The organism is Pararhizobium sp. DWP3-4, from assembly GCF_049898205.1.
GTDB lineage: Bacteria > Pseudomonadota > Alphaproteobacteria > Rhizobiales > Rhizobiaceae > Pararhizobium.
In genome coordinates this window covers 361240-380679 of record NZ_JAFCXF010000007.1, presented here as the reverse complement: position 1 = coordinate 380679, position 19440 = coordinate 361240, and the positions used below count along the sequence as shown (strand labels likewise).

Here is a 19440-nt window from a genome sequence, read left to right as displayed (position 1 = left end):
TTAATCCAGTTGCGAACATCCGCCGCCCACGTTTCTCTTTCTCTCTATGCAATTGTCAAAAAACAGACGAACCAAAATCCGTCGAAACCTTAACCCCGAGAGCCTCAGCGTTCCCGCCTAAACCCACAATCCGCACCAAACTTTCGTAAGAAACTTCAGAGCGAGTTCGTCGGTCGCCAGCAGCGCCGCCGCCCTCGTTGGTGAGCGGTTTATAGGCGACACACCCGAAACAAGTCAACACAGACTTTGAAAGAAAATGAAGTTTTTGATAAGTGTCTGTTATTGTTGGTGTATTCCTAATGCACCCAAAACACACGCCAGAATCCGGCAAATCACACCCAATCCACGAGCTGGAATGTTGTCCAAATGGTCAAAAATGGGAACGACGCGGTGGGGCGAAATTTCGCGGTTATGCGCGGGCCGCACAACATCAGCCCATCCCCTCCTTTTGTCCCCTTGAGAACTCCTGCTAAGATTTGCCACTTATCTTATATGGGAGAGACAGATGCTGGTCCTGAATGAAGCCGAAACGCGCGCGATGCTGCCCTGGGGCGAGCTAATCGAGGCACTCAGAACAATGTTTCGCGACGGCTGCGAGATGCCGGTGCGCCATCATCATGACGTTGCGGTTCCCGGAGAAGATGCCGCAACCCTGCTTTTGATGCCCGCCTGGCAGCCGGGCAGCTATATCGGCGTCAAGATGGTGTCGGTGTTTCCGGGCAATAGCGGCCGCAACCTGCCGGCGATCCATGGCAGCTATCTGCTTTCCTCCGGCAAGACCGGCCAGCTTCTGGCCATTATCGATGGCGCCGAACTCACCGCACGCCGCACAGCCGCCGCTTCAGCGCTCGCCGCAGACTATCTCGCCGCCAAGGATGCGCGGCGCATGCTGATGGTGGGTGCCGGCCGGCTGTCGCAGAACCTGATCGAAGCGCATGCCTCCGTGCGGCCGATTTCCGAAGTGACGATCTGGGCCCGCGATATCCGCAAGGCGGAAGCCACCGCAGCACTGCTTGATCTTCCCGGTATCACCATCGCCGTTGCCACGGATATAGAAGCCGCCGCCCGTCAGGCCGACATCATTTCCTGTGCGACCCTCTCATCCGAACCGCTGATCCGTGGCGACTGGCTGAAGGACGGGGCGCATCTCGACCTCGTCGGCGCTTTCAAACCGAGCATGCGCGAGAGCGATGACCGGGCCGTCGAGCGCGCCACGCTGTTTGTCGACACGCGCGACGGCGCGCTCACCGAAGGCGGCGATCTGGTTCAGCCATTGCGGGCCGGTATCATTGCCGCCGGTTCCGTGCGGGCGGATCTGTCTGAACTGACCGGCGGGCGTCATGTGGGCAGAACGGACCCGAGCGAAATCACCCTGTTCAAATCCGTCGGCGCAGCGCTTGAGGATCTGGCCGGGGCCGTTCTTGCTTTTGAGGGCGCGCGGCGCAGCTGATTGCCGTCACCGGATCGTGATGGTGGTTGAACTCGCCTGGCGTTGACGGATTGCGGCCTTGGCTTAGGTTGGGGCCGCGCATTTGGAGCCAGTGGGGGAAGCATGATCAGATCGACGCGGCGGATGTTTATCCGGATGGCGCTTTTGGCGCCGCTAGCGCTGGCTTCTATCGGACCGGCCATGGCAACCGATGCGGCCAACTGGGACCAGGTACTGACTGACGCCCGCGGCGAAACCGTGTATTTCAATGCTTGGGGCGGTTCGGCCAATATCAATGCCTATATCCAATGGGCCGGCGACGCGGTGAAGGCGCGCTACGGCGTTACTGTCGTGCAGGTCAAGCTGGACGACACCGCAAAGGCGGTGACGGCGGTGCTGGCCGAAAAGACGGCCGGGCGCAACCGGCATGGGTCCGTCGATCTCATCTGGATCAATGGCGAGAATTTTGCCGCGATGAAGCGCCAAAGCCTGCTGTTTTCGCCGGGCTGGGCAACGAAGCTGCCAAACTGGGGTCTGGTCGATATCGAGAACCAGCCGACGACGACAACGGATTTCACCATTCCCACCGAAGCACTGGAAAGTCCGTGGGGGGCGGCAAAACTGGTGTTCTTCTATGACGGCGCGCGAACACCGGAAAAAGACCTACCGGATTCGACAAAAGACCTGCTTTCCTTTGCAAAAACTCATCCCGGCCGGTTCTCCTATCCGCAGCCGCCAGATTTCGTCGGTTCGTCCTTTCTGAAGCAAGTGCTGAGTGAACTGATCGCCGACGGAGCCAAGCTGCAGAAACCGGTCGATGACACGACGTTCGATGAGGATGTGGCGCCGCTGTTTGCCTATCTCGACCAATTGCATCCGCTCTTGTGGCGCAAGGGCAAGGCTTTCCCAAAAAACTATCCTGATATGAAGCAGAAGCTGGCGGACGGCGAACTCGATATCATCTTCGCGTTCAATCCGGCGGAAGCTTCGGCCGGTATTGCTGCCGGTGAACTGCCCGGCAGCGTCCGCTCCTTCGTGTTTCCGAAGGGAACGCTCGGCAACACACATTTTGTCGGCATTCCCTATAATGCCAATGCTAAGGCCGGTGCTCTGGTGCTGGCCAATTTCCTTTTGTCACCGGAAGCGCAGGTGCGAAAACAGGATCCGAAGATCTGGGGGGATCCGACGGTGCTGGCGGTCGGCAAGCTGCCGGAATCCGGCAAAGCCGCGTTCGCGGCGCTTGATCTCGGCGTCGCGACATTGCCGCCGCACAAGCTCGGGCCAGCACTGGCCGAGCCGCATCCCGACTGGATGACGCGCATCGAGGCGGAATGGATCAAGCGCTATGGGGCGGCAAACTGAAGGAAACCACATCCGGCCGCAGACCAGCGGTAAAACCGTGAGCCGCCGATTCAGCGTATCGGGCCTGGTGCTGGCGATGATCGGCCTGCCGATTCTGGCCGGGCTGGCCGGAACGATCGGGCCGGCCTTTGGCCTGCTGCCGGCGCTCGGCGGCGATCATCTGACCCTTGAGCATTTTGCCGACCTCGCAGCGCAACCTCACCTGTTGCGCTCGTCGCTGATCAGTTTTGCAACGGCGATCGTCACCAGCGGTGTGTCGCTTGTTCTCGTCATGTTGTTTACCGCCGGGTATGCCGGTACGCGGATGTTTTCGCGCATTCAGCACCTGGTTTCACCGCTGCTCGCCATTCCGCATGCCGCCGCAGCTTTTGGCCTTGTCTTCCTTGTTGCGCCGTCGGGATTGGCAGTGCGTCTCGTGTCGCCCGGTCTTTCCGGCTATGGCAGCCCGCCCGACTGGCTGGTGCCACAGGACCCGCTGGGATTGACGATGATGGCGGGATTGATCATCAAGGAAATGCCGTTCCTGTTTCTGGTGACGCTGGCGGCGCTGCAGCAGGTGCCGCTCGTCCAGGCGCGGCAGCTATCGGCCAGCCTTGGCTACGGCCGTATCCGCGGGTTCCTGATCAGCGTCTGGCCGCTGCTCTACCGGCAGATCCGGCTGCCGGTGTTTGCCGTGCTTGCCTATGCCAGCTCCGTCGTCGATGTGGCGATGATCCTCGGTCCGGCACTGCCGGCGCCGCTTGCGGTGCGTATTGCCGAATGGATGGCCGATAGCGATCTACGGATGCGGTTCCTTGCCTCGGCTGGCGCGCTGCTGCAGCTCGCTCTTACGATAACGGCAATGGTGACGTGGCTGGCCTTGGAGCAGGTCGGATCTGTTCTGTTGCGACGGATGTCTGTATCCGGTGTTCGCAGGGCTGATGACCGGTTGCTGCGCAGGTCGGCCTGCGCAGCCATGGCCCTAGCGGCGGCATTGGTCTTTCTCGGCCTTTTCGTGCTCTTCTTATGGTCGATTGCCGGTCTCTGGCCGTTTCCATCTCTGCTGCCGGATAGTGTTACGCTTCAGCCTTGGATGCGCGTCTTGCCGCAGGCTGGAGATGCGATTGCCACGACGATCTCGCTTGCCAGCAGTTCTGCGGCCATCGCGCTCTTGTTTTCTATCGGACTGCTGTGGCAGGGCGTTCGCGACAGCCGCGCCTTTAGCAGCGTGCTCTATCTGCCGCTGATCGTGCCGCAGCTCTGCTTCGTCTTCGGCCTGCAGATCCTCAGCGTGTCGCTTGGGTTTGACGCATCCTTTCCTCTGCTATTGTTCGTGCATCTGATTTTCGTGCTGCCCTATGTCACTCTTTCCCTGTCGCAACCCTGGCAGGCGCTCGACCGCCGCTACGAAACGCTGGCGGTGGGGCTCGGAAAATCGCCATTGCAGGTGCTGCTGCATGTCCGCCTGCCGCTGTTGACGCGGGCCTGCCTTACCGCCTTTGCCGTCGGTTTCGCGGTGTCTGCCGGGCTCTATCTGCCGACGCTTCTGATCGGCGCCGGACGGATTGTCACCATCACCACCGAGGCCGTGGCCCTGTCTTCCGGCGGCGACCGGCGGGCCATCGGCGTCTATGCGCTTCTGCAGACGCTGGTTCCGTTCGGCGGATTTCTGATTGCATCGCTGGTGCCGCACTTGCTATTCCGCGACCGGCGCGCGATGAGGATTTGAATGAAACCCGACACGACAGACGGCCTCGATCTGGAGACTATTTCCATCGCCCTTAACGGCCGAACGCTGCTGTCTCTGTCCGCGCATGTCCGGCCCGGAGAAATCCTGACGGTCATGGGACCATCCGGCTCCGGAAAATCGGCGCTGCTTGCTTATCTCGGCGGTTTTCTCGACCCGGCCTTTACGGCCAGCGGCCGTATCCGGATCGATGGCGACGACCTGACCGGCGTTGCAGCGGAAAAACGCCGGTGCGGTTTACTCTTCCAGGACGCGCTGCTGTTTCCGCATCTCTCTGTCGGCGGCAATCTATTGTTCGGATTGACACCATCGATCGCAAAACGCGACCAGCGGCGGCGCATGGCGGAGCAGGCACTGGTCGATGTGGAGCTCACGGGTTTTTTCGATCAGGATCCAGCCACGTTGTCGGGTGGGCAGAAAGCCCGGGTGGCGCTGCAGCGCGTTATGCTGTCGGCGCCGCGCTTGCTGCTGCTCGACGAGCCCTTCTCCAAACTCGACAGCGACCTGCGGCAACAGACCCGTGCTTTGATTTTCTCAAGGGCGAAAGCCGCCGGCCTGCCGGTTATTCTGGTCACCCATGATCATGCGGATGCGCAAGCCGCTGGCGGGGATATCGTTGTGATTGGTGAGGAGGCCAGCCAATGACCCTGACGGACACTCTGCCGGACCTGCCGGTACGGGCTATCCTGCCGCAGCTTGGGCAGGCGTTGGCGCAGGCTCCAGCGGTCGTGCTTTCGGCGCCGCCCGGAGCCGGCAAGACGACGCTTGTGCCACTGTTTCTATTGGATCAGTCCTGGCGTGGCGATGGCCGGATCATCCTGCTTGAGCCGCGCCGGCTGGCGGCCCGCGCGGCTGCCGGGCGCATGGCAAGCCTGCTTGGCGAAAGCGTTGGCGATACGGTCGGCTACCGCATGCGGCTCGACAGCCGGATTTCGGCAAGGACCCGCATCGAGGTGGTGACCGAGGGCGTGTTTGCGCGGATGTTGCTCGATGACCCGGAATTGCCGGGCGTTGCGGCGGTGCTGTTCGACGAATTCCACGAGCGCTCGCTGGATGCGGATTTCGGACTGGCGCTGGCACTCGATGTGCAGCAGGCGCTGCGCGATGACCTGAAGCTGATCGTCATGTCGGCGACGCTGGATGTCGGGCGGGTGGCGCAACTTTTGGGCGGCGCGCCTGTGATCGAAAGCCAGGGGCGGAGTTTTCCGGTTGATGTGCGCTATCGCGAACGGGCATCGACGGAACGCGTGGAAGATGCCGTGACGCGGGCCATCGTCGAGGCGCACCGCGAGGAAACCGGCTCGATCCTCGCCTTTCTGCCGGGACAGGCGGAAATCACCCGCACGGCCGAGCGGCTGACCGGCCGGTTCGGTACGGAAACCATCATCACGCCGCTGTTCGGCAATCTCAGCCAGAAGGAACAGGACGCGGCTATCCGACCTGCTGCTGCGGGAACGCGCAAGATCGTGCTGGCCACGTCGATTGCCGAAACCTCGATCACAATCGACGGCGTACGCATCATCATCGATAGCGGTCTGCAGCGGCTTCCGGCCTTCGAGGCATCCACCGGCATTACCCGGCTGGAGACGGTGCGCGTCTCGCGCGCTTCCGCTGATCAGCGGGCGGGCCGCGCCGGGCGCACGGAACCGGGCATTGCCATCCGTCTCTGGCATCAGGGGCAGACGGCCGCGCTGCCTGCGTTTACCCCACCGCAAATCCTGTCCAGCGACCTGTCTGGCCTCGTACTCGACCTCGCCCATTGGGGGGTGACAGATCCGTCCGGGCTTGCCTTCCTCGATCCGCCACCGGTGACGACATGGCAGGAGGCGAAGGCTCTGCTCGTTCAGCTAGGCGCACTCGATACCAACGGGACATTGACGGCTCGCGGAAAGCAAATCCGGCAGCTGGCACTGCCGCCACGTCTTGCCGCCATGGCTGTTTCGGCTGGGGAAGACGGACAGGCCACTGAAGCATGTCTTCTGGCCGTGGTTCTGACCGAGCAGGGGCTGGGCGGAAGCGGCATCGATCTGGAAGACCGGCTGCGTCGCTTCAAGTCCGAGCGCGGCGACCGGGCCGATGCCTCGCGGGGGCTGGCCCGGCGGATGGCCAAGGGCTTGAGCGCCGGCAAGGATTCCAGCGATCCGGTTCAGCCTGGCATTTTGTTGATGCAGGCGTTTCCTGACAGGATCGCCCTGCAGCGTGGCGGACGCGGACGGTTTGTCATGGCCAATGGCCGTGGCGCCGAGCTGCCCGAAACCGAACGTCTGGCGGGTGCCTCCATGCTGGTCATTGCCGACCTGACCGGCCGTGCCGGCGGGCAGCGTATACTGGCCGCCGCAGAAATCACCCGGGCCGATGTCGAAGCGCACATGCCGCAAGCGATCGTCCAGGAAGACCAGACCTTTTTCGACCGGCCAAGCCGGCAAGTCCGGGCGCGACGGGTGACACGGCTGGGCGCGATCATTTTCGACGAGACGCCTCTCAGTAAACCCAAGGGCGAAGCAGCGGCGCGGGCGCTCGCCGATGGCGTTCGCCAGCTCGGGCTTGTGGTTCTGCCATTCTCCAAGGAAGCCGCACAATTGCGCGACCGCATCGGGTTTCTCTATCGCATGCTGGGCGAACCGTGGCCCGACATGTCGGATGACAGCCTTCTATCGCGGCTGGACGAATGGTTCGTGCCTTTCCAGCGCGATACGCGCGGTATCGACGATATCAGTGCGGGCAGCCTCTCGGAGGGACTGCAATCGCTGGTGCCGCACGACGTCACCCGCGATCTCGCCCGGCTGGCGCCGACGCATTTCGAAGCGCCGACCGGCCAGCGTCATCCGATCCGCTACGATGGCGACGAGCCGGTACTGTCGATCCGTGTTCAGGAACTCTTCGGGCTAAAGACACATCCGTCGATCGGCGGCGGGCGATTGCCGCTGCTGCTGGAGCTGATCTCGCCGGGCCACAAGCCGATGCAGACGACGCGCGACCTGCCCGGCTTCTGGGCCGGATCCTGGAAGGATGTGCGTGCCGACATGCGCGGCCGTTACCCGAAACATCCCTGGCCGGAAGATCCGGCCAACGCGCCGCCGACGACACGGGCAAAGCCGCGTGGTACATGACACTCAAATGACTTTTACGACAGGAAACCGGATGATCGCGGCCGCACTCGACGGGGAAGAAGCCACCACAAGCCGTGTCTTGCGCCTGCAAACCATCGTTCGCCTACGCTGGCTGGCGGTCGGCGGACAGTCGATCACCGTCATCATCACCGCCTTCTGGCTGCAGTTTCCGCTGCCGCTGATCGCTTGCTGCTCGCTGATTGCCCTGCTTGGCTGGGTGAATGCCTATCTCACCATCCGCTATCCGCCGACGCACCGGCTGCAGCCACCGGCAGCCTTTGCCCTGCTTGGCATCGATCTTGCTCAGCTGACTGCACTTCTGTTCATCACCGGGGGCCTTGCCAATCCGTTTGCGCCGCTGGTCTGCGTTCCCGTCATCATCTCGTCCGCCTCGCAGCCGAAGTGGCACAGCATTGCGCTGGCAAGTCTTGCCATTCTCGGCATTACGGCGCTTGCCTACTCGCCCTTTCCCCTGCCCTGGTATCCGGGTGTCGTCCTTTTGGTACCAACGGTCCTTACGGCCGGATTATGGGTCGCCATCGTTGCCACCACGGCGTTCGCGGCTTTCTACACCTACCGCGTCTCGCTGGAGGCGAGCGAGCTGTCCGAGGCGCTGACGGCGACGGAACTGGTGCTGCAGCGGGAGAAGCACCTTTCGCAACTCGACGGCCTTGCGGCGGCGGCGGCCCACGAATTGGGCACGCCACTCGCAACCATCAGCGTCGTTGCCAAGGAGATGGAACGTGAACTGGGCAACGATCCGCGCTTCGGCGAGGACGTGCACTTGTTGCGCAGCCAGAGCGAACGCTGCCGGGATATCCTGCGGCGCCTGACGACGCTGTCTTCGGAAAACGAAGATCATATGCGCCATCTGCCGCTGTCCTCGCTGATCGAGGAGGTCATGGCGCCGCATCGCGAGTTCGGCATCCAGATCAACCTTGTCGAACGGGGAGACCGCGCCAAGGAGCCTGTCGGCAACCGCAATGCCGGCATTCTCTATGGGCTCGGCAACCTGCTGGAAAATGCGGTCGACTATGCCAAGAAGGAAGTGACGGTCACCGTCACCCATACGCCTGCGATCGTTTCGGTTGTCATCGAGGACGATGGCGACGGCTATGCGCCGGATATCCTCAGCCGGATCGGCGAGCCCTATGTCACCAAGCGGCAGAAAGACGACAGCGCCGGCGGCCTGGGCCTCGGATTGTTCATCGCCAAGACGCTGCTGGAGCGCTCAGGCGCCAAGCTGGCCTTTGAAAACGGCGGTCCGGAAAAGCCCGGCGCCCGCGTCAGCGTCGAATGGCCGCGCATCCTGATGGACACGAAACTGTCAAAATGACTTTACGGCATTCGGTAGCGGGAATATGCGAACTTACATAGAGTGCAGGAACGAGAGACTGCACCGAGGATTGCGACATGACGGAAAACACCACCGAAGCGGCCGGCGCTGCACCCAGTGATGCTTCGCTGATCGGCACTGATACGTCCCTTTTGATCGTCGATGACGACGCGCCGTTCCTGCGCCGCCTTGCCCGCGCCATGGAAACCCGCGGTTTTGCCGTCGATATCGCCGAATCGGTTGCCGAAGGCATCGCCAAGGCCAAGACCCGCCCGCCGAAATACGCGGTCGTCGACCTCAGGCTCGGCGACGGCAGCGGTCTCGACGTCATCGAAGCGATCCGCACCCGGCGCGACGACACACGCATCATCATGCTGACCGGCTATGGTAATATCGCCACCGCCGTCAACGCGGTGAAGCTCGGGGCTGTCGATTACCTTGCCAAGCCCGCCGACGCCGACGATATTTTCGGGGCGCTGGTGCAGCGGGCCGGTGAACGCGCCGAGCCGCCGGAAAATCCGATGTCGGCCGACCGGGTCCGTTGGGAACATATCCAGCGCGTCTATGAAATGTGCGAGCGGAACGTTTCGGAGACCGCCCGCCGGCTCAACATGCACCGCCGCACCCTGCAGCGCATCCTGGCCAAGCGCGCGCCGAAATAACGGCGCGTCAGCTTTCACCGTCCAGCGAGCCCGAAACGATATCGCGCATGTTCGGGCTGGTATCGCCTGCCCTGTCTGCCGACCACTCCGCCAGCATCAGCCGCTGCGCCGCGACACGGGCAAAATTCAGGGTGACGGATTTGCGCGTCGGCGCCGGGAGCCTATGTTCCGGCGCATCGCGGATCATTTCGGCATCATAGCCGTCCGACAGCAGCAATCCGCATTCTTCCGGAAAAATTTCCAGCGGCACGCCGCTATGGGTGGCGAAATAGAGCCGGTCGGAATGCATCCGGTAGTCCGGCCATTTCCGGTCCACCCTGAAATCCTCGATCGACGTCTTGATCTCGACGATCCAGATTTCGCCCTTTGGCGAAATGGAGATCAAGTCGGCACGCCTGCCGCTGGCCAGCGTCAGTTCCGGCAATACGGCATGGCGCAATTCATGCAGGTAACGCTGCACGCCGCGGCGAACCATCAATGCACGCTGCGACTGCCGGCCGTCGGTCAACGGACTATCGTTGTGGATAGAGAGAATCGCCATGCATCAAACTCTCGCATAACGGCGCTTTTGTTGCAAAAAAACAATCCGCCGGGAATTTGCACTGCCGCATAAAAATGCCGCAACGCATTCACTTGCAATCCGGCATGAATCGCAAATAAACCATAATCACTGGTGGTTGAAACGACCCAGATATTCTTGCCTCATTTTAAGAGATCCCCATGCGCTTCCGCAATGCATTCCTGCTGTGCAGCCTCGCGGCCACTCTCGCTTTGGCCAGTTGCTCCACCGCGCCGATCGCTCCCATCGGCGAAAAAGTCGCGACCAACCAGATTTTCTCGGATGGCTACGGCCCGATCGAAGATCACGGCTACGCTCTTCCGGCGATCCCGATCAACAAGGTCAACGAGCGTTTTCACCGCCAGATCGTCGATTACACGACGGCTGAAAAGCCCGGCACGATCATCGTCAACACGCCGAACCGCTTCCTCTATTTCGTGCTGCCCGGCGGCAAGGCCGTTCGCTACGGCATCGGCGTCGGCAAGGCCGGCTTTGCATGGGAAGGCCGCGCCTACGTCGCCTGGAAGCAGGAATGGCCGACATGGCATCCGCCGAAGGAAATGGCCGTGCGCAAGCCGGACGTTGCCCAATATGTCGAGAACGGCATGGGGCCTGGCCTGCGCAACCCGCTCGGCGCCCGCGCCATGTACCTGTTCAACGATGAAGGCAAGGACACGCTGTTCCGCATCCACGGTTCGCCGGAATGGGCCTCGATCGGCACCGCTGCTTCGTCCGGCTGCATCCGCATGATCAACCAGGACATCATCGACCTCTATGCCCGCGTCCGTCCGGGCAAGAACACCCACGTCATCGTCCAGCAGTAACTGCTGCTTCGACCGAGTGCCAGACGTTTCAGATCCCCGGCTTGTCCGGGGATTTTTGATTCCTCGACATGCCGAGATGACACGGGTCCGCCTTCGCACGGCGAAATCGCCTGCGGTTTTCAAAGAGCATGGAGAGCGCACGCGGATGCGGAACCTCTCAAAACAATTTCAACATGGCACCGCTTCCGCGTGGCCTTTGGCTTGTCTCGGGGCTTCCGGCCCCTACGAATGATTACCCCGTCTCGCTGCATCCCGGCCTTTGCGCCAGAACTTGCATGGCTCAACCAAACCGCAGCCTGGAAGCCGCGGGGGAGACGTTTTTGAGGCGGTTTCCCGCCCGGGCACCATCCCCCGCCATCAGGACCGCACGTTACGGCCGCGACGACGGGCACCAGCCTCCCCCTGTCCACGACCGTCTCGCGCAACACTCCGGTGGCGGAGGCTTGAGCAGTATGCCCTGTCTTTTGGGGGCGGGGAAAAACGGGGATGAATTTTTTTTGAATAGCCTCACACGGCTTCCGTCATGCCTGTGCCTGTCACAGGCATCCAGCCACCGCGCGTCTGCGCGGTAAGGGAGCAGTTTTACTCAAGGATTACAGAGTTCTTTGACCCGACGGACGTCGGGTCGCTGGATGCCCGCCACAAGGGCGAGCATGACGGAGAGTGGGGATGTACTGGCTTTTCCCTTATCAGATCACCGGATAGTCAACGGCAACAAGACTTTATGACAGGCGTGAATTTCCCCGGCACAATCCATTTTTTCCTGGAACGGGTTTCCCGTTCCCGGCAATCAACCTCAAGCCGCTTCGCTTGCCTTCAGCTCAAGGCGGCGGCGGTGGAGGACGGGTTCGGTGTAGCCGTTTGGCTGCTGGCGGCCCTTGAGCACCAGTTCGAGCGCTGCCTGGAACGCGATGGAGCCGTCGAAATTGCCGGCCATCGGCGTGTAGGCCGCATCCCCGGCGTTCTGGCCATCGACGACAGCGGCCATGCGCTGCATCGTCTCGACGATCTGCGCCTCGGTAACGACGCCATGATGCAGCCAGTTGGCCATGTGCTGGGCGGAGATGCGCAGCGTGGCGCGGTCTTCCATCAGGCCGACATTGTTGATGTCCGGCACCTTCGAGCAGCCGACACCCTGGTCGATCCAGCGGACGACATAACCGAGAATGCCTTGTGCATTGTTGTCCAGCTCGCGCTGGATTTCCTCTGCCGTCCAGTTCGGCCGTGAGGCGACCGGGACGGAGAGGATATCGCTGAGGTTTGCCCGTTTCCGGCTCTTCAGGTCCTTCTGGACAGCCGCAACATCGACCTTGTGATAGTGGGTCGCGTGCAGGGTCGCAGCCGTTGGCGAGGGAACCCAGGCGGTGTTGGCGCCGGCCTTCGGATGGGCGATCTTCTGTTCCAGCATGGCCGCCATCAGGTCGGGCATGGCCCACATGCCCTTGCCGATCTGCGCATGGCCGGACAAGCCGCATTCCAAGCCGATATCGACGTTCCAGTTTTCGTAGGCCGCAATCCACGCCGCCTGCTTCATGTCGCCCTTGCGGATCATCGGGCCCGCTTCCATCGAGGTGTGCATTTCATCGCCGGTACGATCGAGAAAGCCTGTATTGATGAAGACGACACGCTCTTTGGCAGCGCGGATGCATTCCTTGAGGTTGACCGTGGTGCGGCGCTCCTCGTCCATGATGCCCATTTTCATGGTATTCGGTGCCATGCCGAGCGCCTGCTCGACGCGGCCGAAGATTTCCGAGGCAAAAGCGACCTCTTCCGGACCGTGCATCTTCGGCTTGACGACATACATCGAGCCTTCGCGCGAGTTCATCCGGCGGCCATTCGGACCGATGTCATAGAGCGCGATCAGGCCGGTGATCATGGCATCCATGATGCCTTCCGGGACCTCGTTGCCATCGCGGTCAAGGATCGCCGGATTGGTCATCAGGTGACCGACATTGCGCACCAGCATCAGCGCGCGGCCCTTCAACGTGACCTCGCCGCCGTTTGGCGCGGCAAAGCTGAAATCCGGGTTGAGCTTGCGGGTAAAGGTCTTGCCGCCCTTGCTGACTTCTTCCTGCAGGTCGCCCTTCATCAGGCCCAGCCAGTTGCGATAGACGACGATCTTGTCTTCGGCATCGACGGCAGCAATGGAATCCTCGCAATCCATGATCGCGGTGATGGCCGATTCGAGGATGACGTCGGAAATATGGGCCTTGTCGTCCTTGCCTGTTGGCGTCGCGGCATCGATGACGATTTCGATATGCAGGTTGTTCTTCTTCAGAAGCAGATGCGAAGGCGAGGCCTTGTCGCCCCGATAGCCGGCGAACTGACCGCCGTCAGCAAGTTTTACCGGGCCTGATGCGGTCGAGATCGACAGGGATGCACCATCAACGGCAAGCGTCGTGACATCGCTCCAGCTGCCGGCCGAAAGCGGGGCGCTGGCATCCAAGAAACCGCGTGCCCAGGCGATGACCTTCTGGCCGCGAACGGGATTGTAACCCCTGCCCTTTTCAGCGCCGCCATCCTCGGCAATCGCATCGGTGCCGTAGAGGGCATCATAAAGCGAACCCCAGCGGGCATTGGCGGCATTCAGCGCATAGCGCGCGTTCATGACGGGAACGACGAGCTGAGGCCCGGCAATGGTGGCGATTTCCGGATCGACATTACTGGTGGACACCGAAAAATCCGGGCCTTCCGGCAGGAGATAACCGATCTCTTTCAGGAAGCCCTCATAAGCCGCCATGTCGACCGGTGCGCCATTCTGGCGGTACCAGTTGTCGAGCTTCTCCTGCAGCGCGTCGCGCTTGGCCAGCAGATCGCGGTTCTTCGGGGCGAGATCATGGACGATCTGCGAAAAGGCCGCGAAAAACTGGTCCACATCGATGCCAGTGCCGGGCAGTGCTTCCTTGACGAGGAATTCGTGCAGATCCGCATCGATTCCCAACCCATTCTTTTCTATCCGGCCCATCGGCAACTCCATGAATTAACGCTCAAATCCGCTGTATAATTCCTTAAATCGAATCTGATTTAAAGAATTATACAGCAATTTCAAAATGATACAGCGACCTTTGCGCGTCAGGACTGACGCGCGGCGCTGTAGGTGGCCGCAGTCTCTCACGCTTTCATTCCCTGTCAATCCAGCAAGAATGCGAAGAATTATTTCCAAAAAAGAACAAATCAAACGTGCGCGACGCGGGGACGGCCACTGGCAACAGCGGTGAACCGGGCCTCGATCAGCCTGCGGCTCCCCTCGGTTTCCGGCGCATCGATCTCCTCGCGCATCACCAGGGCCGGCTCATCAGCACCATTCGACCGGGCCGAGGCCAGGGCTGCCATTTGTGCCCGTTCGCGGGCCGATGCGAAAGCCTGATCCTGATCGAGGAACCGGCTGCTGGGGCCGGCACCGTTGACGATGAAGATACCCTCATCCGGCGCAGTGACAAAGACCGTGACGGAGGCCCGCACCTGGCCGACGATGGCGCCGACCGCATTGGCAACCCCCGCTTCGGCCGGGATTGATGATTCGGCGCCGAGCATCTCGGCGATAGCCGGGTAATAGACCGGTGCGGACGCCCCGAGCCCGACCAGCGGGCGATCCAGAGACAGCGAGAAGGCGACGATGCCCGGCTCGCGTTTCAACGCCCGGTCGACGGCAAGCGATACGGCCGGATCGATGGCCGCACCGTCTTCCGCCAGGCAGGAGGCAAGAATGACCTCGGCGGACTGGCGGGTAAGCCTGGCGACGATCATCTCCGACAGCGCTTGCGCGGACGCTGCGATCGGCTTGCCGGAGCCGTCCTTTACCCGGGCGGCAAGCTCTGCACCGAGCCGGGCGGCCGTGGCATTCCACTGGTCCTGCCGCCCCAGCACATGCATGGCATCGGACGGAGTGAGGCCACAGATATGGACGAGACCACGCGCCACCAGCCTGTCCAGCGTCGCCTTCTGCAAGGTGCTGGTCAGCAGGCTTTCCAGCGCCACCGGCACGGCGCCGATGCGCTCGTACAGCGCCAATTCCTGCGGCTGGAGGCCGCTTGCCAGATGATCGGGAAGGCCGGTGCGCACGGCCAGACGGCCATCATAGCGGCCGACATGGGCGGTGCGCAGCTGCCGCTCGAGCACGGAAATGACGGCGGCCTCATGCTCGACGGCGGCCAGGCTAAGCGGCAGGAACCGGCGCGGGCCAAGATCGATCTTTGCCTGCAGCCCGCGATCGTTGATGCGGACTTCCGAATCGCCGCCGAGACCGAAGGTGCGCATCGCCACCGCCTCGACCATGGTGCGGAACCCGCCAACGACAGCGCCTTCGCCATCCAGACGCGGACGGCCCTTGTCGAGCACCGCCACATCCGTGGTGGTGCCGCCGATATCGGAGACGACCGCATTGTCGAGGCCGGTCAGGTGCCGGGCGCCGACGAGGCTTGCCGCCGGGCCGGAGAGAATGGTTTCGATCGGCCGCAGCCGGGCCTCGGCCGCCGATATCAGCGCCCCGTCGCCGCGCACGACCATCATCGGCACGTCGATGCCGCGCGCCTGTAGAAAACCTTCGCAGGCGCCGATCAGCCGGTCGATCATCGAAACGAGACGGGCATTGAGAAGGGTGGTCAGCGCCCGGCGGGGGCCGCCAAGCTTTGAAGACAGCTCGTGGCTGCAGGTGACCGGCAGATGCGAGACTTCCCGGATGCGGTCGCGCACCCGCTGTTCGTGAGCCGGATTCCGGACGGCAAAATAGCCGGCCACGGCGAAGGAGGAAACTTGCGTCGTGAGCTGCGGCAACGCTTCGTCGAGCAGCGTCATATCGAGCAGCGTCTCGCCGCCATGGACATTATGGCCGCCGGGCAGGAAGATCACCGGATCGGTCCCCAGCGCCTCCAGCAGCCCATCGCGCTTCAGGTCTTCCGGGCCGAAACCGATCATCACCAGACCGGCGCGGCCGCCCTGCCCTTCGACCAGCGCGTTGGTGGCAAGCGTCGTCGATAGCGACACCAGGCCGATGGCGGATGCCGGTGCCTTTGCCTGTTGAAGCACCGCCTCGACGGCACCGGCAATGCCGACCGAGAGATCGTGGCGCGTGGTCAGCGCCTTTGCCTTGGCAACGACGCCCTGGGTCTCGCTGAAAAGAACCGCGTCGGTATAGGTTCCACCGGTATCGATACCGAGGAGGAGATGGTCAGTCACGAGAGCATCCATTCGGGTAGCACCGGAAACCCGGCTTCAAAGGATATGCACGAGGTGATATGACATCTTTCAGCGAAAGGCCATCGCTTCGCCGACATCGGCGATAAGGCTGCGCGACACTGTCAAAAGCAAGGATCACGGCATGACCGGTTTCTCACGTATGCTGCTCCTGTTCCTTGCGATTTCAGGTCTTCCTGCCCTCTCACTGCCCGCCTCTGCGCAGGAAGCGAGCGATGAGGAAGAATACAAGCCGGTGCTTCCGGATGTCGCCATCTACAAGGCGATGCTCAATGCCAACAAGACGACCGGCTGGATCCAGTTCCGCAATTACGACGACAAGCAGCTGATCTATTTTACAGCACTGCAGACCATGCATTGCCGGCTCTCGGAAATCCGCTACTCGGTCAATTCCGACACGCTCGACAAGCGCTTTCCGCTCGGCAAATGCAATCCGCAGATCCCGTTCAATCTGCCCGACAGCAATACCAACGAGTATATCTACATCTCGCTGCCGGCCGGAGAGGCAAAGACGCTCGCCATCCAGGCCGTCTGGGATGATGGCGCCGGCAGCGAGATCGTCGTCTACAAGCCCTGCGAGGGCGTTGGCGACGCGACCTGCGCGGCGATCAAGACGATCAAGCGGCCGAAGAAGCAGACGCAGGAGCCGGTGGCTTCCGATTCGCCGATCCGTGCCGTGCAATCGGAAACGCCGGGAAAAACCTTTAGCGCACCGACACCCTCAGCGGCAGCCCGCCCCTAGGCTGGGTGGTCAAACGCTGTACCGGCCAGGGTTTCGTCTCCGGCGTCATGTCGAAGCGGAAGCGTTTCATCAGCACGCCGAGCGCGATCACCGCTTCCTGCAGGGCGAACGTAGCGCCTATACAGATGCGCGGCCCGGCGCCGAACGGCAGGTACTGGAACCGGTGCAGCTTGTCGCGATTTTCCGGCAGGAAGCGTTCCGGCATGAAGGCGCGCGGTTTTTCCCAGTAAAGTACATGGCGATGCAACGTCCAGGGCATGATCAGAACCGCAATGCCCTTGGGGATATCCACCCGCTCGCCCTCGGGCGAGGTCCAGGAATCGGCTTCGATCGCGGCCCGGTTGATCGAAGGGGCCGGCGGATAAAGGCGCATAGCCTCCTCGAAGGAAGCGCGCACATGCGGCATCAGGTCGAGCCAGTCCACCGGCTCGGCTCCGCTCGACAGCACGGCGTCGATCTCGGCTTCCATATTGGCGCGCACATGCGGGGAATTGGCGACGCAATAGAGCGTCCAGGCAAGCGCCCGCGCCGTGGTTTCGTGTCCTGCCCCGATGAAGGTCAGGATATTGTCGGCGATCTCGTCGGTGGACAGTCCCTGTGGCCGTTCCAGCTGCAGGAGCAGCGTCAAAAAATCCTGTGGTGCGGCCTCCGGGTCGGAGCGCATCAGTTGCCGCCGCTGGTCCATGGTCTTGGCAACGATCGCCTGGAATTCCGCCATCACCTTGGCGCCACCGATGCGGGTGAGGCGCGGCACCCAGGACGGGGCCAGCAGAATATCCATCGGATCGACGCGGCCCATCCGGTGCAGCAGCCGTTCGACGCTATCGGCAAACCCCTCGGTCTCGGCAGCGATCTGGCCGGAGAACAGGGTTTCCGAGAGTATCTCATAGGTCAGCTCGGTCATGTCGGTGGCGATATTCACCACCGCACCTGTGGCAGCCGCCTCGTCGTATTTCGCGGCATATTCCTCGGTTTTCGACAGCATGCTTGTGGCAAAGCCGCGCGCATGGCGCGGCGTGAACACCGGCGCCATGGCCTTGCGCGAGCGCTTCCAGACCTCACCCTCTGCCGTCAGCAGCCCATCGCGCAGGATCGGCCGCAGGATGAGGCGGCGCACCTTGGACATTTCGTAGTTGGCGGCATTTTCGACGAGGATATAGCGGATCAGATTGGGATCGTTGACGATCAGCGTGCGCTGCGTGACGAACTTGGTATCGATCCAGGGCAGCGTGTAGGAAGGCTCGCCCCACAGTTCCAGCGGATTGCGCATCACCGTGCGGATGATCTGCAGACGCGACGGCGGCACCGTGCGGGGGATTGGTGCCGGTGGCTCGAAAGGTTCGGGTCTCATATCCATGATGATACTTTCCATACGCCGCCAAACATGCACGGCGGCAATCGCCTATCCTTCGCATGAAGATAAGGCGGTTTCAGGAAAGTTAAAGCAGCGCCTTGAGGTCGGCGAGCTTGTCGTTGACCAGCCAGCCGTAATAGTTTTCCTCCGGCCACTGCACCGCGCCGCCCTTGTTCTTCGCAGCCAGGGCCGCAGCGCGCTGGTCGGGATTGCCGACATTGTAGAGGGTCGAGGTGATGCCGGGATTATCGGAAATATCCATGCCGGCGATCGACTTGTAGGCGTCGATCGAGTGGCGGATCGAGGCGGCCATATAGGCGAGCGACTGGTCGGGATCCATGATCGCCTTATAGACCCCGGCAGCATCGTTTTCGTCCAGCCGGTCATAGCCTGAAACGCGCGACACCATGTCTGTCAGCATCAGAGCGGTCAGCGGATTGATCTGGCCGAGGCCAAAGGTCTGGCCGGCAAAGAACGGCTGGAAGAACACCGCGCTGAAGCGATTGTTCGGATAGGCGGTGCCACCGACCGTGTTGCCGCGGAACTGGCTATCCCAGACGCTTTCACGGCAGGTCCACAGCGCATAGGAGCTTTTCTTGCCCACGCATTTGGAAAATTCCGGCCGCGCCACGAACTGCGCCACCGTTTCGCCCTCGTAGCCGAACCGGAAACTGTCGCCGGCATAGGCGGCGGCCTTGACGTAATAGGACTGCAGCCGGTCATAGGCGTCGACATTGTAGGTGTGTTCGCCGACGATGGCGCCGATCATGTGGATCGGATCGATGCCATAGGCACGCGCCGTCGACTTGATCTTGCCCATCAGCTTGCTGTCATTGGCCAGCAGATTGTGCACTTTGTCGTATTTGGCATCGAACGAGGTCTTGCCGGCCTTGGTCCGGCGCACGGATGCACCCGGCACATTCGGCTGTTCCTGATACCGGTTGCCCTCGGGCACCACACGAATGCCGTCCGCCATTGCGGGGCCGGTAACGGCAATCATGGCCGCGACGAGAAGCATCTGAAGGATGGGGCGCACGCTCTGTTTCCTGTGAACCTGTCTTGACGTTCCGGATGTGCCGGGACGCATGCGGCAAAATCGTGTCGGAATCATGCCCGGCACCGGCGAAAGCCTTATCGCGTATG

14 protein-coding genes are annotated in these 19440 nt (G+C 62.0%); 9 read left to right on the top strand and 5 right to left on the bottom strand.

Features of this window, described 5'->3' with window-relative positions:
• Positions 1 to 505: 505 nt before the first annotated feature.
• The 7 genes from ACP7E6_RS20210 (at position 506) to ACP7E6_RS20180 (ending at position 9625) form a co-directional block, all read left to right on the top strand.
• A complete protein-coding gene (locus ACP7E6_RS20210; protein ID WP_426231486.1) occupies positions 506 to 1450 on the top strand; it encodes an ornithine cyclodeaminase family protein in 945 nt (314 codons plus the stop codon).
• 102 nt (positions 1451 to 1552) lie between these two features.
• Positions 1553 to 2791: an ABC transporter substrate-binding protein gene (locus ACP7E6_RS20205; RefSeq protein ID WP_426231485.1), complete on the top strand. Its 1239-nt coding sequence runs from the start codon at positions 1553 to 1555 to the stop codon at positions 2789 to 2791.
• Between the two features lie 76 nt (positions 2792 to 2867).
• Positions 2868 to 4499 (top strand): ABC transporter permease, encoded by a 1632-nt coding sequence (locus tag ACP7E6_RS20200; protein ID WP_426231507.1) that lies wholly within the window; start codon positions 2868 to 2870, stop codon positions 4497 to 4499.
• On the top strand, positions 4500 to 5162 hold the full coding sequence (locus ACP7E6_RS20195) for an ATP-binding cassette domain-containing protein (protein ID WP_426231484.1): 663 nt from the start codon (positions 4500 to 4502) through the stop codon (positions 5160 to 5162).
• Positions 5159 to 7627, top strand: coding sequence for an ATP-dependent helicase HrpB (gene hrpB / locus ACP7E6_RS20190; protein WP_426231483.1), 2469 nt, complete (start codon positions 5159 to 5161; stop codon positions 7625 to 7627). The genes ACP7E6_RS20195 and hrpB overlap by 4 nt, the downstream gene beginning before the upstream one ends.
• Positions 7628 to 7658: 31 nt before the next feature.
• Positions 7659 to 8963, top strand: coding sequence for an ActS/PrrB/RegB family redox-sensitive histidine kinase (locus ACP7E6_RS20185; protein WP_426231506.1), 1305 nt, complete (start codon positions 7659 to 7661; stop codon positions 8961 to 8963).
• A 77-nt stretch (positions 8964 to 9040) separates the two neighbouring features.
• Positions 9041 to 9625: an ActR/PrrA/RegA family redox response regulator transcription factor gene (locus tag ACP7E6_RS20180; protein WP_426231482.1), complete on the top strand. Its 585-nt coding sequence runs from the start codon at positions 9041 to 9043 to the stop codon at positions 9623 to 9625.
• Positions 9626 to 9632: 7 nt separating this feature from the next.
• On the opposite strand, the gene ACP7E6_RS20175 is transcribed toward ACP7E6_RS20180, so the two are convergent.
• Entirely contained in the window at positions 9633 to 10166 is a 534-nt protein-coding gene (locus ACP7E6_RS20175; RefSeq protein ID WP_426231481.1) for an MmcB family DNA repair protein, read from the bottom strand.
• Between the two features lie 179 nt (positions 10167 to 10345).
• Here ACP7E6_RS20175 and ACP7E6_RS20170 point away from each other — a divergent pair, with 179 nt between their 5' ends.
• Positions 10346 to 11008 carry a L,D-transpeptidase gene (locus ACP7E6_RS20170; RefSeq protein ID WP_426231480.1) on the top strand — a complete coding sequence of 221 codons (663 nt, stop codon included), beginning with the start codon at positions 10346 to 10348 and terminating at the stop codon, positions 11006 to 11008.
• A 796-nt stretch (positions 11009 to 11804) separates the two neighbouring features.
• Here ACP7E6_RS20170 and ACP7E6_RS20165 read toward each other — a convergent pair.
• Positions 11805 to 13973: a malate synthase G gene (locus tag ACP7E6_RS20165; RefSeq protein WP_426231479.1), complete on the bottom strand. Its 2169-nt coding sequence runs from the start codon at positions 13971 to 13973 to the stop codon at positions 11805 to 11807.
• Positions 13974 to 14182: 209 nt separating this feature from the next.
• On the bottom strand, positions 14183 to 16183 hold the full coding sequence (locus ACP7E6_RS20160) for a hydantoinase/oxoprolinase N-terminal domain-containing protein (protein ID WP_426231478.1): 2001 nt from the start codon (positions 16181 to 16183) through the stop codon (positions 14183 to 14185).
• A 142-nt stretch (positions 16184 to 16325) separates the two neighbouring features.
• On the opposite strand from ACP7E6_RS20160, the gene ACP7E6_RS20155 reads away from it, so the two are divergent.
• Positions 16326 to 16943: a hypothetical protein gene (locus ACP7E6_RS20155; protein ID WP_426231477.1), complete on the top strand. Its 618-nt coding sequence runs from the start codon at positions 16326 to 16328 to the stop codon at positions 16941 to 16943.
• Here the strand turns inward: ACP7E6_RS20155 and ACP7E6_RS20150 are convergent.
• Positions 16906 to 18300 carry a cytochrome P450 gene (locus tag ACP7E6_RS20150; RefSeq protein WP_426231476.1) on the bottom strand — a complete coding sequence of 465 codons (1395 nt, stop codon included), beginning with the start codon at positions 18298 to 18300 and terminating at the stop codon, positions 16906 to 16908. The genes ACP7E6_RS20155 and ACP7E6_RS20150 overlap by 38 nt on opposite strands.
• A gap of 82 nt (positions 18301 to 18382) precedes the next feature.
• A complete protein-coding gene (locus ACP7E6_RS20145; RefSeq protein WP_426231505.1) occupies positions 18383 to 19297 on the bottom strand; it encodes a DUF1402 family protein in 915 nt (304 codons plus the stop codon).
• Between the last annotated feature and the right edge of the window lie 143 nt (positions 19298 to 19440).